This is a genomic window from Halomonas sp. A3H3 (assembly GCF_000982975.1).
GTDB lineage: Bacteria > Pseudomonadota > Gammaproteobacteria > Pseudomonadales > Halomonadaceae > Vreelandella > Vreelandella titanicae.
In genome coordinates, this window is sequence record NZ_HG423343.1 from 23,519 (window position 1) to 39,160 (window position 15,642).

The 15,642-nt window shown below is 51.1% G+C and carries 10 protein-coding genes; all 10 read right to left on the minus strand.

Going from position 1 to position 15,642, the window contains the following annotated elements:
- Positions 1 to 229: 229 nt before the first annotated feature.
- Positions 230 to 1,900 carry a DUF4214 domain-containing protein gene (locus HALA3H3_RS00095; RefSeq protein WP_022519986.1) on the minus strand — a complete coding sequence of 557 codons (1,671 nt, stop codon included), beginning with the start codon at positions 1,898 to 1,900 and terminating at the stop codon, positions 230 to 232.
- Between the two features lie 313 nt (positions 1,901 to 2,213).
- Positions 2,214 to 2,966 carry a SapC family protein gene (locus tag HALA3H3_RS00100; RefSeq protein WP_022519987.1) on the minus strand — a complete coding sequence of 251 codons (753 nt, stop codon included), beginning with the start codon at positions 2,964 to 2,966 and terminating at the stop codon, positions 2,214 to 2,216.
- A 130-nt stretch (positions 2,967 to 3,096) separates the two neighbouring features.
- Positions 3,097 to 6,507: a DUF4214 domain-containing protein gene (locus HALA3H3_RS00105; protein ID WP_022519988.1), complete on the minus strand. Its 3,411-nt coding sequence runs from the start codon at positions 6,505 to 6,507 to the stop codon at positions 3,097 to 3,099.
- A 630-nt stretch (positions 6,508 to 7,137) separates the two neighbouring features.
- Positions 7,138 to 8,166, minus strand: a complete 1,029-nt coding sequence (locus HALA3H3_RS00110) for a glycosyltransferase family 4 protein (protein ID WP_022519989.1) — start codon at positions 8,164 to 8,166, stop codon at positions 7,138 to 7,140.
- Positions 8,163 to 8,963: a hypothetical protein gene (locus HALA3H3_RS00115; RefSeq protein ID WP_022519990.1), complete on the minus strand. Its 801-nt coding sequence runs from the start codon at positions 8,961 to 8,963 to the stop codon at positions 8,163 to 8,165. The genes HALA3H3_RS00110 and HALA3H3_RS00115 overlap by 4 nt, the downstream gene beginning before the upstream one ends.
- Complete coding sequence (locus tag HALA3H3_RS00120) at positions 8,950 to 10,152, minus strand: ABC transporter ATP-binding protein (protein WP_009288099.1); 1,203 nt, start codon at positions 10,150 to 10,152, stop codon at positions 8,950 to 8,952. Before HALA3H3_RS00120 ends, HALA3H3_RS00115 begins: the two co-directional genes overlap by 14 nt.
- A 92-nt stretch (positions 10,153 to 10,244) precedes the next feature.
- On the minus strand, positions 10,245 to 11,096 hold the full coding sequence (locus tag HALA3H3_RS00125) for an ABC transporter permease (protein WP_022519991.1): 852 nt from the start codon (positions 11,094 to 11,096) through the stop codon (positions 10,245 to 10,247).
- Positions 11,080 to 14,034, minus strand: coding sequence for a glycosyltransferase (locus HALA3H3_RS00130; RefSeq protein ID WP_022519992.1), 2,955 nt, complete (start codon positions 14,032 to 14,034; stop codon positions 11,080 to 11,082). Before HALA3H3_RS00130 ends, HALA3H3_RS00125 begins: the two co-directional genes overlap by 17 nt.
- Positions 14,027 to 14,278: a hypothetical protein gene (locus tag HALA3H3_RS00135; RefSeq protein WP_022519993.1), complete on the minus strand. Its 252-nt coding sequence runs from the start codon at positions 14,276 to 14,278 to the stop codon at positions 14,027 to 14,029. The genes HALA3H3_RS00130 and HALA3H3_RS00135 overlap by 8 nt, the downstream gene beginning before the upstream one ends.
- Positions 14,279 to 14,327: 49 nt before the next feature.
- Positions 14,328 to 15,479, minus strand: a complete 1,152-nt coding sequence (locus HALA3H3_RS00140; protein ID WP_022519994.1) for a glycosyltransferase — start codon at positions 15,477 to 15,479, stop codon at positions 14,328 to 14,330.
- Positions 15,480 to 15,642: the final 163 nt, after the last annotated feature.

Genomic DNA, 15,642 nt, shown 5'->3' on the forward strand with positions numbered 1-15,642 from the left:
GCATCTACAAGGCCTAAATTGATCAGCTGTTTTCGCGCTTTGGCACTTAATGCCCACGTGGGGTAGCGACGCCCTTCAATAACGATACTTTTCGGTAATTTCGCCATCACTTCCCAATCTCGTCGCTTAAAATCAACGCGGCATTGTACTCAATTCAATCAGCACGGTAAAAAGATTCGTCCTGCGCCTCTGGCGTTAGTCAGTCGGATTCATTCAGTCGCTATGTTTTCTAGCCCAGCAGGTATGTCTCGATATCTTCCGGCACCCCAATAAGACCCTGCTCGTAATGCTGTTGAACATATGCATCAACATTAGCTTGAGTTGCATTGATGTATTCATCAGAATTCGTAAACGCTAACACCAAATCCCCCCCATCAAATGCCTCTTTTTGTAGTTGCGTCTGCCAATAGACGGCTCCCTCTGCATCTGGGGCACGTCCTAAAACCTGCTCATAGAGAGAGTCGATCAGCACCTCTGCCGTCGTCTCAGTTTGGCTATCCAAAAACTCACTGCTTGCAAAGAAGTCTGCAGCGGTAGACGTAAGTGATTTGCCACCTGCTAACGCTTCAAGCCAATAGTCGAAGCCTTCCTCATCAGGTTCTCTCCCTAGCACACCGGTATACAAACGTACCAATGCAGTAGCCAACTCCTCCTCAGCTGCCGTCGGCCGACTGTCAAACCCAAGCGCTTCTGGGTCTAAAGCCTGCAAATCAACGCCCCACATTAACAGCTTTGCCCCCTGAACCAGAGAGTAGCTACTGGTCACATACTCTGCCGAGTTGGTAAACGCTAACGCAATGTCTGCCAGCTCTACTTGCCCCCCTGCGAGCTGCTCTAACCAGTATGCCTGACCCGCTGAATCCGGATCGCGGCCAAGGACACTGTTATAAAGCGCCTCAATACGCCCCTGCATTCCACCGCCTAGCTGGTCTGACAAGTAGGTAAACTCTTCCGATACCACAAAGCTATCCGCCAAAACGCGTAAACTACTCCCCGCATTGAATTGTGATACCCAATACTCAACACCTTCTTTATCCGGCTCTCGCCCTAGCAGACCTGTATAGAGTCGTAGCACTGGATCGATAGTGCTTTCTAAACCAGGGTAGCGAAGTAGTTCATCTCGACTTTGCAGCGCTTGATCAAGCGTCTCAGACCACTCCCAACCCGCTGCAGCTAGCAGGGATTCAAACGTCTCCACATAAGACGCGCTATTCTCAACGTCTTGGCTTGGCAGTGGAGAAATCAAGCTGTCATTATCTTTAATCCATTGATCAAGTGTTGCTAAGTGAGCACTCACGTCAGCCGCCCATTCATCAGTCGAAACGGCGCCTACTACCACTGGGCCGTCACTTGATGAGTACCATACTGGCCCACCGCTATTGCCAGGATTAATTTCAAAGTTCTTGAGGTCTATTAAGTCATAACCAGACATAAGTGTTGTGGCGCTATTGTCTTCCATAAGCCTTGGGCCACTGGCATCACGATATACACCGGGATAACCTGTCACACGATAGGTCTCTCCAGAGGCATAATCCCCCAATGAAAACCAACCAATATCATCACCAATGGCATCGCCTAACGAGACTAAAGCAAGGTCATACTCGCTTTCGGACGGTGACAAAAACCCTGGTTCTTCAACATCTAACTCATAATAATTAAGCCCAGCCGCTTGAAAGGTGCCATAAGGACGTGCCCCACCATCGCGGCCAAACTCCACTTCTACATCAGTAGCAGCCCCCAATACGGGATCATAAAGCACATGGGCAGCCGTCAGTACATCGTTACGACCGACCAACGTACCCGAGCCTGAGACCCGTGTACCATCATGAAAGGTAGCTTCTAAGTAAGCCACGGCTGAGAAAGGAAAGGTATTGCTATCAGTACCAACATAACGGGTCATGGATAAACCTCTTTAACAAGCCAGTAATGGCTTACCTTATAAAGCAACATTGGACTGCTAAGAATATTTTCTACGCTGCGAGATGCCGCCTCATAACTTTTCGTTAAAAGCCAATAAAATTTTTCTGATATTCTCGGAATGAGCTTAATTATTCACCGCAACCCAATTATGCTGTTATCCCGTGCTGGGCATTACCAACATTGTATCTTTGCGTGTCTATAATTGACAAAACGTTAGCTGTATAGCATACATTGTTTGAATGTCTAATAAGTAAACTCAAACAATGCAGAAACAAGCGCATACAATTAAATTACTATCCAAAATCGAATTGCAGATCATCGTTATCGTCTGCAAATAATTCATCGACTGATTCAGTCATGCCTATTTTGGCATGCAGTGCAGCACGCTGTGCCAACTGGTCATGCTGCGCCATGGAAAACATCTGACCATAGGCTACCGCCAAAGGCACTCCCTGCAGTTGATGCAACTGCTGCGCTGTCAATCTATTCAGGGCCTCCTCTTCGACTTTATAAAGCCCTTTAATGCCTGGCCCGTCTTCAGTAGTTTGCCATGGCTTCAAGATGCCCTGCTCAGCAAGTGTCTGGCAGGCAGTGTTAGTAAGGCGGCGGTTCTTGGCGCACTCACCAACGAAGTCGAGTTGCTGCCTTACCGACTCTGTCAGCTCTCCCTGCTCATCGAACAGTGGTTCCCCCCCCTGTTGCAACAGATGATCGGCATGGACTTGCAGCACCATTTCATCTGAGTCCTGCCGCCTCGCTACTGCAAAAGGATAACCACGAAAATGGGCGGGAACATACGTCCCTAGCCAACGACCATCCTCGGGGTGGATATAGTGGTGTGAATGCGCTGCTCGACCAAGCAACGCAACAAGATGATAGCGCTCTTCACGCTTAATAAAACCCATAACGAACTGCGTCAAAGCCTGTCGCAGTTCTCCTGCCAGAATCGGTGCTACTGCCTGATCCGCGGTGAACCGATAGTTCTGGCGCGGCGAATAACGCATGGATGCATGCTGTTGACGCGATAAAGTAACCCAATTTGACATGCTATCTCCTTTACAAGAAAACCCCGATCCAAGGATCGGGGTTCAGTTTATCCCATACGTATATCAACAAAGATATAACGTTTAGGAACCAGATGTCGGTACAAGACCGACACCTGGAGTGCGTCCGCTATTACGCAAGGTTAACAGCAGAAGCATCGATTTCGTTACCGAAATCAACGATACCAACCAGCGACGCATCAGTGAACTCGTTGGCGGTATTGGCGTCGTTGACACCAGAACCGGTCAGTTCGAACACTTTGTATTCGCCAGCGTTGTTATCGTTCTCGATCATCACTACAGATTTAACGGTATTGCCAACAAGGTCAGCTACATTGGCGGATACGTCGAGAGTACCGTCGACGATGCTGCCGTAACCAGCGTTGTTGCCGTTTTGGATAGCAGCCAACAGATTTTCTGCTGTCAAGCCACCCCAAGTCTCATCTGCAGCATTACCAGTACCAGCAGCAAAGTCGTTGATGGTGATAACGTTGTTAGCGGTAACGGCAGAATTAGTACTACTGTCAAAGCCAACTGTCGGGAACGTATCACGCGACTCTGCAGAAGTGCTGCCCTGGAATTCTTCGTTGCCTAAGTAGGCAGTGAAGTCCAGAGTATCAGCGCCAGTGCTAGTGCCGTCGGCGTCGAAGTTAACAACGGTGTTACGATCGAAGTTATCTTCAAATACGATGGTTTCGTTGCTGACATCGTTAGTTGACAGAACGATAACATCGCCGCCAGAACCAGCATTGATTTCGTTGCCGGTGTTGTCAGCAGTAGAGGCTGTACCAGTATAGGTGTCAGCCTGAACGCCACCACCAGTACCGATACCGTTAATACCGTGAGCAGCGCTGGTAGAGCCATTCAATACGGCTTGAAGGTTAGCGTCAGTGCCGTCGAAGTTAGAGTCATTAGACTCTTCACGGATGGCAGACTCGAGACGACCTTTAGCCGAATCACTCATGCCGCTTACGCCAGCAGGTGACAAGGTGATTTGCAGATCATCGGCTTCAAACTGGCCATCAACCTGTGAACGGATCACGAGGCTGTTGTCTGGGCCGTTTTCAGCAACCAGCAGCTTGCTAAGCACTTTATGGTTGTTAACAACCTGTGCAATTGCAGCATTGATATCACGCTGATCACCGAAGACGCGGTCACCCAGGATATCGTTCAGGTTGATGATACCTTCGAAACCATTGTCGAAAGAATCAGCTGCAGCAGAAGTTACTGCACCACCAAGGCTAGCACCGGCCAGTGTTACAGTCAGCTGAGCGCCGTAAAGCACAGCAGGAATATCGTTTCCAGCAGGTGTGGTTTGACCAGAGGAAAGGCCAGCCGCATTGCCGCGTAGGTCATCAAATGCAGTGTTCTGAGTGTTAACCAACCAAGTGGCACCCAAATCGCTGTTCATTTGAGACAAACCGCTGTTGTCGCTGTAGATGGTGTCGTTGCCAGCACCAGTGCTGATCAATACACCGCCTGCGCCTTCAGTCCAAACAACGTCATCGCCTTCACCAGTGTTGATCACAACGTTGTGTTGCAGATCTTGCTGGTTAGGCAGACTGAAGTCGTCAGCGCCTTGAGCAATGGTGTGAACAGTATCGTTACCCGCACCTGTATTAATGCCCAAAGAGAAGCCGTTGAATTCAGCAGCTTTGTCGAGGGAGTAATCTACAGTGATGCTGTCGTTACTGGCACTGGTGTTATAGACGTGAGCCTTGTTTTCAGCGTTCGGCGCCCAGTCATTAGCAGTTGAATCCAAACCTGCTTGACCAGCTACAGAAAGGTTCTCGCCTGCAAAAGCAGTAGCGTCGAAGTTGTAGACATTGCCTACGTTTTCGATAGACAGGTCGCCTTCAGCAGCACCAGAAGTTACTTCGATCTGTTCGAAAGCAACAAGCTCAGATTGACCAGCTGCAGTCATGCCGTGAGCAGTAAGAACATTGTCTACCTTGCTGCTACGATCAACTTCCAGGTTCAGCTTCTCGATAACTTTCTGAGAGTTGGACATACCACCGATGATGGCATCGCCAGCTGTGGAGCCACGACCAGCGTTGTCGAGAATCAGGTTGGTTTCGATCAAGGTAGTGCTGACGTCCGGCTCAACCGGCTGTGCAGTACCGGCTACCAGGAATTCGTCGTCAACAGACTCAACGCTGTTGTAGTCGAAGCTAACGTCAGAGAATGCGTTACCTTCTGGATCGGTAACCAGGATTTCCTGGGCAGTGAACGGCAGGTTCACAGTGTTACCGGCTACAGTTACTTGGTTGTAAGGGTTAGCCAGTTCAACGTTGTAGCCATTAAGACCCAGCTCGTCCAACTGTGCTTTTACAGCTTCTTGCAAGCCAGCATAAGTACCGTCAGTAGAGCGCACGTCTTCTAGAACGTAGTCTTCACCGTCAACGCTGAAACCGATAGTCAGTTCAACGTTAGTTAGCGGCGTCTCAGGCGTTGCGGTGGTTACGTCAGCAACGCGAACCATCAACTGAGAGTTGCTCTGCTGAGGACCTTCTTTGGTCAGCGAGTTGGTATCGAATGCAGCACGCAGGTCGGAATCAGTATCAACACTGCGCATACCGAAGGTGATGTCTTTGGTGACGGACAGTTTGCTACCCAGACGCACGTCATCAATGAAGAGACCTGAACGATCGCTGTTGTCAGACCAGAACTCTTCAACGCTGTCCATACGACCAGCATCCAGAACCACGCCATCCAATGCTTCGATGTGTGTTTCTTCGATGTTAGTAGTACGCGGCGCGACATATAAAGCATCAGTACCGAAATTAACGTCTCCAGCATCTACTTTCTGATCGTTAATCAGGCTAGCTTCAATCTTGTCGCGACCAGCGCCGCCGTCAAGAATGTCACCAGTAGACAGTGCGTTGGAAACGGCACCGTTCTGGTTTTGACCAACGAGACCCACAAAGGTGTCGTCTGCGTCAGTACCAGTTAAATTATCACGACCTTCAGTCAGGACGAACGTTTCGCCAGGATTAGAAGGCTCAGTCGGCTCTTCAGGTTCAGTCGGCTGAGGAATACCTGCAACAACTTCAGCGATGTCCAACTCGCCAAGGTCAGTGCTTGCGTCAATTCCGGCTAGGAATTCAGCAGCATAGTTATCAGCTGCGGTGCCTGACTGATCATCACCTGCCGCTTCGGTATAGAGGTCGGCTGCAGCAACTTTATTTGCCAGCGTATCGGCATCTGGCTCATCAGTGTTGGTTGCATTCTGTACGATGGTTAATGCAATGCTCGCCAAATCTTGCTCACCGCTTTCTAACTTCTCTACATAGAAAGCCAGGCCTTCAGCGTCAGCATCACGACCAAAAGACTGCTGATAAATGCCGTTTACCAGTTCTTCGTTTTCAAGGTCGCCAAAACGAGTGGTGTACTCTTCGGAAGTACCGAAAGCACCAACAACTGCTTGCGCGCCGCGGGCTTCAATTTCCTCTGCCCAGAATTCTAGACCCTCTGCATCAGCAGGGCGGCCATAATAGGCTACGTATAATTGTTGAGCCAGATTCAAATTCTCTTGTGTTGCCATGGGACTATAGTCTCCTTGCTTAAGAAAGATACCACCTACAAAGGCGGCTCTTATCACCTTGAGCGCTCAAGGTATTTTTAGGTTCCTTAAATAGCATAGTTTTCAGCGTACTGACTAAGCAGATTGGCTGATCCTCCTACACTACTAACATCAACTGGAACACGCCTAATGTAATGTCACACATCAAGATAAGTCAATTGCTGTGACCGTGGCAAGGTTGCAAAAGCAACACAGGCTACCCGCGTGAACACCTACTACAATAAGCACTCAACGTCAAAACCTACTACAGGGAACCCGTTTTAGGTTTTCGCGCTAACGTCGAGCCAGCTGTGTCAGAACCCTCGCGTGGAGTTTTTTACTAAACTCCACGTTTTCGAACACTGATCGCTAATAATCAGTATAAAGCGATGCGAGCAATTCTTGCAATACTTAGATTGAGAAGGCGCCCTCTTTAACTTGGTGCATAAACTCGTCTCAAAATAGCTACTTGAGCCTTTAGGTCAAATTCCGCTGGGCGTTTTATTGCTTTTTTTTGACAAATAACTGACCCAACGCAACCACTGCTGCGGTATCGAGCTACCGATCCAGTTCTCGCTTTGAGCTCAGCGCCCAACCGTTTGTTCGCCCCATTTATTCACTGTATACCAGCTTTGTGACAACTTGATGCCAAGAAATTTTCTCCGCGTAATAGGCCTCACGGCCTTGCTTACCCATTTGCTTAGCCTGAGCGCGGTGTGCATAAGCATCATCCAACGCCGCAGCGAGTGCCTGAGGGCATGGTTCGCATTTCCAGCCTGTCACGCCGTGCTCAACAAATGCTGTGGGGCCACCACTATCAGTGCAGGTAATGACGGGCTTGGAGGCTAGCATTGCTTCTAATGTGACATAACCATAATCTTCATCAAAGGGAGGAAACGCTACTGCTAACGCATGGGCGTATAGTGTGCGCTTCTCCTGCTCGGAAATATGCCCTAATAGCCGCACTCGGTTACCCAAACCTAAGCGCTCAATCTGTTCTTCAAGCTGGCGACGCTGACTGCCTTCACCGGTGAGCAATAACTTTATGGGCGTCCGGGTGTTCGCCATGGCCTCTATCAATAGCATCTGACGTTTCAGCGGCTCCAGTCGGCTAGGGTAAAATGCATAGCCCCAGTCATCACCGCAGGTAAAGTGTTCAGCTTGGTGAGGAGGATGGTACAACGGTTCCGCTATTAAGCCGTTATAATAGTGCAGGCGTTCTGCCACACGGGGGGAATTGGCAAACAGGCGCTTGGCCCCACCAAGGTGGCGCCGGTCAAACGCTTCTACCTGGGGTTTTAATGCGGCCAGTGCGGGACTTGCCTGTTTGGGGTCGTAAAGCTCATAGCAAACGCGGTGCTGATGCATTAACCAAACCACATGTGCGGGGTGGTGTAAGCCATAGGTAGGAAATTGCAGGCTGATAACACGATCAACCAACACGTCGTTTGGAGCAGTAAGGTCGAGTTGCTCAGCAAACATCATTTGGCGTTCAATCTGTGTTTCGCCATAGTGAAACGGTAGGCGTAGGCATTCCACTTGGTGCCCATAACGCCTTAGCGCCGCCACTAATCCTTCCACATGATAGTTGGCACCGCCGGCGATAAAAGGCGTATGGTTAGCTGTCACGAGTAGCTTCACGGTGCTTCCTTGTGGTTGGCATTTAACCCTCGTAGAGCATCGCGCAACAGTTTAACCATGGCAGCAGCCTGTTCGTCGCTTAGCCATTTAATCGGTGGCTTTGCTTGCGATGTTGCCACTTGTGATAATGATGTTCCCGGTCGTGAAATATCTGGCAGTGCAATGCCTAGAGTCATCATTTTTTGTTGTATATCAGCCATTTCAGTGAGCGTTATAGCTAACGCTTGATACTCCTCACGGCGCTGCCCTTGATGAACTAAAATATCATAAAATTCGCCCTCTTCTTTCCAGCGTTGTTGATAACGGCGCCACAGTAAGTTGACAATCACTTTCCACCCCCACAACCCCCTACGGCAAACGCCAGACAGCGCCGTTAACCGCCGATGCCAGCGGTTGAGCCGGAGCAGTCCACGGGGCAACTCTAGCCGCTCCTGCTTTATGTAGTCTTGGGTTTCAGTCGCTTGCAGCAGAATCATTAACGTGGCAACTCGACCTTCACGGGCTGCAAGCTCGCTATGATAACGAGCCCCTTGCTGGTCTGGCATACGCCCCATTAGGAAGCTATAGGCGCGTTCGACAAATGCCTGGTCATCTAGATGAGCACTCAATAGCTCGGCTAGGCGCGGCGCACGAGGATCGTAAAGTCGATGTTGTTGTGTTTGCAAAATAGGCACAAGGCGCTGCTGCCATAACCAGAGCCAGCTTTCAATTGCCAGCGAATCTTGTGTATCCGCCAACATCGCTTGATCTTTGAGACGCTTAACCAACGTGTCTATATCCTGCTCAACATTTGTCATGCTGGCGGCCTATTTCAAAAGCGCAGTCTAGGCGACACATACCTGAAAACTTGCTGAACCGGTAGCCCGCCACTTCAAAGGTATCGAGACTGTCATGCCACCAGTAACAGTTTTCCAGGTGGTGGTCACTTGAATGAAGTGCGGCAGAGAGGGTGTACTTGCCGGGTGCGATGTTGGCCTTAATACGCACTACTACATCGAGCTCCTCACCTTCACTCATGACCAGTGTTTGCTTGTGCTGATGGGTATTTTGGCCGAACACATCCTGCCCGTACCGATCGCGCAACAGTACTCCAAGGGCGATGTCATCAAGTGCAGCGCTGGCCTTTAAGCGCAAATGAATTTCCAGTGTTTCGCCACTAGCAAGCATTGAGCTTTGGCTATCTTGCCCCTGTACATGGCAGTGGGTTACCACGACTTCTTGGGTACCGAAGGCACCGGATTCACCTTCTCGCAGGTCATCGCCTTCTGCCTGCTCGGCCATAATTCGGTTGTAATGATTAACAGCGCCTTCCGGGTCGCCGTTATGAATTAAACGCCCTCCTTCTAATACAATCGCGCGGTCGCAAAGTACTTTGACTGCATTGAGGTCGTGGGACACAAACATTATAGCGCCGCCCTCTTGCTTAAATTGGCGGATACGCTGAATGCACTTTTGTTGAAAGTAGCCATCTCCAACCGAAAGCGCTTCATCGACTAAAAAGCAGGCGGGATCGGCGTGAATGGCAATGGCAAAGCCTAGCCGCATGACCATGCCGGAGGAGTATGTCCGCAGTGGTTCATGGATATACTCGCCTAGCTCACAGAACTCGATGATGGCGTCTCTGTGACGCTCGATGTCCCCATGCGTCATACCCAGCATCAGTGCATTGATAGTGATATTGTCGATGCCGCTGAGCTCTGAATTAAAGCCAGTACCAAGCTCTAGAAGCCCGGTTACTCGACCATCGATCTGTAAGCTGCCTGCGTCAGGCATCAATACGCCAGTGAGCAGTTTTAGCAGCGTCGACTTGCCCGCGCCGTTGCGTCCTAATACGCCAAGCACTTCACCTTCTGCCACCTCGAAGCTGACGCCGTCCAAGGCGGTATGCTGGGTATGGTGACTCTTGCCAGTAAGGGCTTCTTTCAAGCGTTCGCGCGGTGAGGCAAACAATTTGAAGGATTTATGCAGGTCTTTAACAACAATCACTGTTATCTCCAGAAACGCTGCACGCGGCTAGCACACATGGCTAACACACGTCGCTAACTCAAGTACTTGTACACGTGCTATAGGCGTCGTCGTCAAAGCGAGTCGCGCAGGTCGCGCTCGGTGCGTTTTAGCAACCAAAATCCGACGTACAGTAACACAAGTGTTACCGCTAGCATGGCCAGCAGCCCGGTAGCCCCAGGAAGACGCTGGTATAAAATCAGCTCTCGATAGGCATCAATAAACTGAAACATGGGATTCAAGCTGATCAGCCCCAGCGCCCAGTCAGGTATAATGTCGTCAACGTAAACAATCGGTGTCAGCCAGAACCATACCGGCAGTAACACCGCAACGCCTTCGCGAATATCTTTTAAATACACGGCGAGAATTGCCAGCGAAAAGCCGAGCGCATAGGTAAATGCCAGTTGTAGGGTGAGTACCACGGGTATTGCCAGCCAGTGCCAATCGATGGGAAAACCGATCATTAGCAGGAATACCGCGAAGAATCCCATGCTGATCAGGTAAACAACAATTTCAGCCAATAGTACCGAGAGCGGCAGCGCGGCTAGCGATGTATTCACTTTGGTGATCATGCCCGCGCGTTCGATAAATAGGTTGGTTATGGTGCTTAGGCTTTTGGCGAAGGCGGTCCAGGCGAGAATGCCGCTGATCAGATAGATACTGTAGGTGAAGCGTTCCACCTCGGCACCAAAGCCTTCAAGCCGTGCGCCCATAATGGCAGAAAAAATCAGCACAAAGACCAAAATATTTATTAGCGGTGAGAGCAGCGTCCAGATTCGTCCCAGCACCGAGCCTTTGTGGCGATCCACCAGCTCTTGGCGGGTTAGCAGAATAATCAGTGGTAAATGCTGCCGCCACCAGCTCAGGGTTTGACGTACTCGTTTTTTCAATAACGGACGCATCTCGCGGTTACCTGGCAATGCCATGGGCATGGCTCCTTGGATAGGTCGCTGTGTTTTCTGACGAACATTGTTCGGTTAATAATTGGTCTCCAAGCACCGCAGCTAACCACTGCTCGCTGCTTTGCTGCCAGCCGAGATAAGGCATGCCATCAGAAGCAATCGTATGACCTTCCCGCCAGTCGCTAGCCCAGTCTTGCAGCGCCTGCGCTAGCGCTTGAGGTGTATCGGCGTCGAAGTAAGTCGCATAGTCACCCGCGACCTCGCGGAAAACCGGAATATCTCGGGCGAAAATAGCAATACCCTGGCGAGCAGCCTCAATCAGTGGCAGCCCAAACCCTTCACCGTAAGAGGCTGCCACAAGCACATCGCTTCGCCGATAGAGCTCTTCCAGCAGCGTATCGCTGGCACCTTCCGCCCAAAACAGCTGCTGGCCACGCCTCGGATGCCGTTTGATGCGGCGAATCAGGCCTTCTACCTGCCAGCCTTGCTTGCCCACCACCACCAGATTAATATCAGTGCATTCCGCCCAGCATTGCTCCATCGCGTCTAGCACTTGTTGATGCCCCTTGCGCGGTTCAATGGTGCCCACCATTAATAGGATCGGCCCACGACACCTGGCCAGCGGTTGCAACCATTGTTGCTCTGCTGTGCTTAATACCGCGCTCGTAGGTGGTTGAAAATCGGCTCCAAGGTGGAAGTGCTTGACCCAGGGCCGCTGCCCTTCCTGAAAGCCCTGCCGATCGAGCGCAGCATCAACTTCCTCGGCTACTTGGCGAGAGACACAAGTAATGCCATCTGCCAGCTCACTGACCGATGTAAACCATTCCTTCATCGTCGCTGGAATATGTTCAGGGAAACATGCAGGCAGTGATAAAGGCAGTAAATCATGCACAGTAAAATAAAACCTAACGCCGCTGGCACGCATTCGGCGCATAATGTGACCTGCTTGCTTGAGTAGCGGCGGCGCCCACTCCAAGGACACATAGCGATCGCCGGGGCGTGCTTCTACTGGCACATCGGGGCCCGGTGGCGCTAGTCCTAAGTGTTGGCTGGCAAAACCGCGGGCAAGATAGAAATCATCCCCCCCCCAGCGAATCAGCTCTATCCGCCAACCGGCAGGTGGGTAACGAAGAAGATAGTCGGCTACTCGGCGGGTAACGCGCTCAATCCCGGTTTTAAGGTCTTCCCAGGCAATAGTGCTAACATCAAACAGTAGCCGCGGTGCGTTTTCATCGGGTGTGGTATCCACCTCGCTTAGCACTTTTGTTAGTCGCTTGGCAGACTCAGCCTCTTGCAACTTGTCACTTAGCGGCTCGTGCGCTGCCAGTTGGTCAAGAAATCGTTCGTACTGGTAACGGGGCGCGATCAGTGGTGCCTCCAAAATCGCATGCCGATACTGCTCGGCCACCCGCTCTGGTGCCAGCATGGTGGTCACGTAAGCCCGCCCTGCCTGTCCCAGCCGTTCACGCTCGTCATCATCAGCAATTAGCTGACAAAGAGCTTGACGCAGCGGTGCTAACAGTTGCTGCTCGGGGTCATCGGCCAACTGCCAATGACTTTGCGAGGGCAGTTCCGCACTGCTGCCATGGGCGTTGGCAATCACTGCTAGTCCATGGGCCATCGCATCAATAATAGCGCCTGATGTCTCACCACGAGACTGGGTGCGTAGCTGTACGGCGATATCGGCGGCTTGCAGCCAACGCTGGTATTCCTGGCGAGAAGCATAGCCAGTGACAGTCACTTGGCAACCAAAGGGATGGCGCTTAATCCGACGCGCTAGCGTATGGCCGTACTCACCGCTGTGCTGCGCACCTACCAAGACCAGTCGCACCGGCTGGCTCGTGGCATTGACTAACGGCGGCTCGCTCTCTTCGAGATCACCTAAAAAGGCGTCCAGTAAAAGATGGGACAGTTTTTTGGGGTTAATGCCGCCGAAACTGGCAATGACTCGCTCATTGCTGGCGATTCCCAGCACCTTGCGAGCAGCCTGCTTGTCAAAGGGGGCTGGGAGTTGGCGTAAATGCGGAATTAAATACGTTGGGCCGGCTTGCCCTTGCTGCCACCGTTCGGCCAATGAGCGGGCAAAGGCGGAGTGGTAAATCAAACCACCTGCTGGGCGAGTTACCATACCATTCACTGGGTATTGCTCCGCTCCACGCGCGTTTTGTGCCGCCTCGGCATGTGCCAGCAGTGCCGGGTAGCCGTGATCAATATAAAGCTGCTGTACTAGCGCGTCAGGCTTCAAACCGCTTTCGTTAAGCCACCAAACAGCATCAAACAGGAAGTAATCGTGCAAGACCACAATCCCAGGATGCCGCTGTAGCAAACCGAATTGGTAGGCATGGTAAAGTGAATTCCCCACCTGATAAAGGGTGTAATCGAAGGATTCAGCTCGCTGCAGAAAAGTGTCAGCATTGATACATTCAAAAACACTGCTTAGCTCGCGATCTACTTCGGGCTGATCAACTACCAGCGTAATAGTAAAATGCGTGGCTAGATAAGGTAGTAATTCTGCACTGTAGTTGGCGATGCCCGTTGTTTGAGGCGGCAGTGGCGAAATAAAGGCCAGTGTCGGTTTGTCAGCATCAATACTTGAAGGCGTAGACGTCAGTTCGAGCGTCAGTCGCCTTTCACCCGTGGCAATATCGATTACCGCTGAGGGCATCAACGCATTAATCATATGCTGTACAACGATATCAGGCAAAGCGGCACTCACCGATGCCAGCGTTTCTTCCTGGTCGGGCAACAGCGTGTGACACTTTCTAGGCGCCACGCCGAGGCGAAACAGATGGCGGTGGCAGGCAACCAGACTAACTTCATCAAAACCAAGCAGCAAAACGTGAGCGCTGCCAGCAGGATTATCTGGCGTGAAAACCTCTGATAATGCCGCCAGCCAATCCTCTAGCTGGTTGAACTGTGATTTCTTACGGGCATCAACTATATAAAGGGTATCGTTATTCATGCAGATGCGGCTTCCTACGCTGTTCCAACCCGTCCATTAAACGCTGTTGACGTTCTCCATAGCCTTCGGTGCGATTTGGCGTTACTCCACCTCCGAATGTACCTGCCTGGACTAGACGAATCACCCAGCCTTTTAGCTTTGGAAAGGGCTGAAGTATGCGCTGCCCCAAGCGCCTAATTAGTGGATAGCTGATCAGTTTTTTCACTACGGGGCGCAGCACTCGTTTGACGGCAATCTGAATCACACGTCACTCCTTGGTAATAAGGTACGTTTCAGCGGTACTTCTTGGACGTTTAGTTGAGCTTTTCACTCACGAGTGTTTCCAGACGCTGGGTAAACACGGCATTGCTGAATGCCTCAGCTTGGAGGCGGCAAGCCTGCGGCGAGAATTCGTGCGCCTCAAATGCCTCGATAGCTGCGCTTAGGCTCGCTACAGTTTGCTCAGTAAAGTAAACACCGGTGGCTTGCTGGTGATGCTCCAAACCTTTTACAGTTTCAAGAGCGCCTCCATGCCCATAAGCAATGACCGGCGTACCGCAGGCTTGAGCTTCCAGTGGCACAATACCAAAGTCCTCATCAGCAGCGAATACAAAGGCCTGGGCGCGTTGCATAAGCTGATGCAGCTTTTCCCCCTGCAGGTAGCCTATAAGCTCAATGTGCGGGCTTCCTTCTGCCAGCCGTTTTAAGCGCTGAAACTCAGGTCCGTCACCAACCACTTTCAGTTGGCGTTTTAATGGATCCTGGGCAAAGGCTTGTATGATCAAATCCATGCGTTTATAAGGCACAAGCCGTGATGCCGCCAGGTAGTAGGGCTCCCTCTGGCCGATATGTAATGTAAAGCTGTCGGTGTCTACCGGTGGGTAGAGCACATCTGCGTCGCGGCGGTAATACTTGGCAATACGCTGTGCGACGTTGTGGGAGTTAGCTAGAAAGAAATCCACCTGGGTGGCCGTAAAGTAATCCCATTGGCGCAGGCGCTTAAGCGTTTTACGCACATACGCAGTCATGCCTGGCAACCGAAAGTGGCTATTTTCCAGGTAAGCCTCTTTCATATCCCAGGCGTAACGCATCGGCGTATGGCAATAGCAGATATGGGTTTGACCAGGATGTGTGATCACGCCTTTTGCCACTGCGTGGCTAGAGGAGATGACCAGATCAAAGCCGCGCAGGTCGAACTGCTCAATGGCATAGGGCATCAGTGGTAAACAATGGCGGTAAAAACGACTAATTAAGGGTAGACGTTGAAGACCGCTAGTATGAATACGGTGCTGGGTTAACCATGGGATGCTAGCGCGCTCAAGCGTATGCACTAAGGTGAATATTTCAGCTTGTGGGAAGACTTCTGCCAACCCTTTGAGCACTTTTTCAGCCCCACCATTAACCACCAACCAGTCATGTACAATGGCGACGCGAAGGTGCTGAAAACGTGTAGGGGCTACTTGCATGATGGACAGCTTTCCATGTCGAACGGAATAAAGCGCCATAGCTTAAAGTAAGCATGGCACTAGCTCCAGTGAATACGGCAAACAACCAGAGCTAGTGCCGTTGGTGATTTGCACATCGCTGTGTTGAGGACAGAGATCCTTGAGGGCGTTGTTAACGCGTTCT

Bases quoted from the DNA above. Each gene is read 5' to 3' on its own strand.
- HALA3H3_RS00095 (WP_022519986.1), bottom strand. From the start codon at position 1,900: ATGACCCGTTATGTTGGTACTGATAGCAATACCTTTCCTTTCTCAGCC.
- HALA3H3_RS00105 (WP_022519988.1), bottom strand. From the start codon at position 6,507: ATGGCAACACAAGAGAATTTGAATCTGGCTCAACAATTATACGTAGCC.
- HALA3H3_RS00140 (WP_022519994.1), bottom strand. From the start codon at position 15,479: ATGCAAGTAGCCCCTACACGTTTTCAGCACCTTCGCGTCGCCATTGTA.
- HALA3H3_RS00130 (WP_022519992.1), bottom strand. From the start codon at position 14,034: ATGAATAACGATACCCTTTATATAGTTGATGCCCGTAAGAAATCACAG.
- HALA3H3_RS00115 (WP_022519990.1), bottom strand. From the start codon at position 8,963: ATGACAAATGTTGAGCAGGATATAGACACGTTGGTTAAGCGTCTCAAA.
- HALA3H3_RS00100 (WP_022519987.1), bottom strand. From the start codon at position 2,966: ATGTCAAATTGGGTTACTTTATCGCGTCAACAGCATGCATCCATGCGT.
- HALA3H3_RS00125 (WP_022519991.1), bottom strand. From the start codon at position 11,096: ATGGCATTGCCAGGTAACCGCGAGATGCGTCCGTTATTGAAAAAACGA.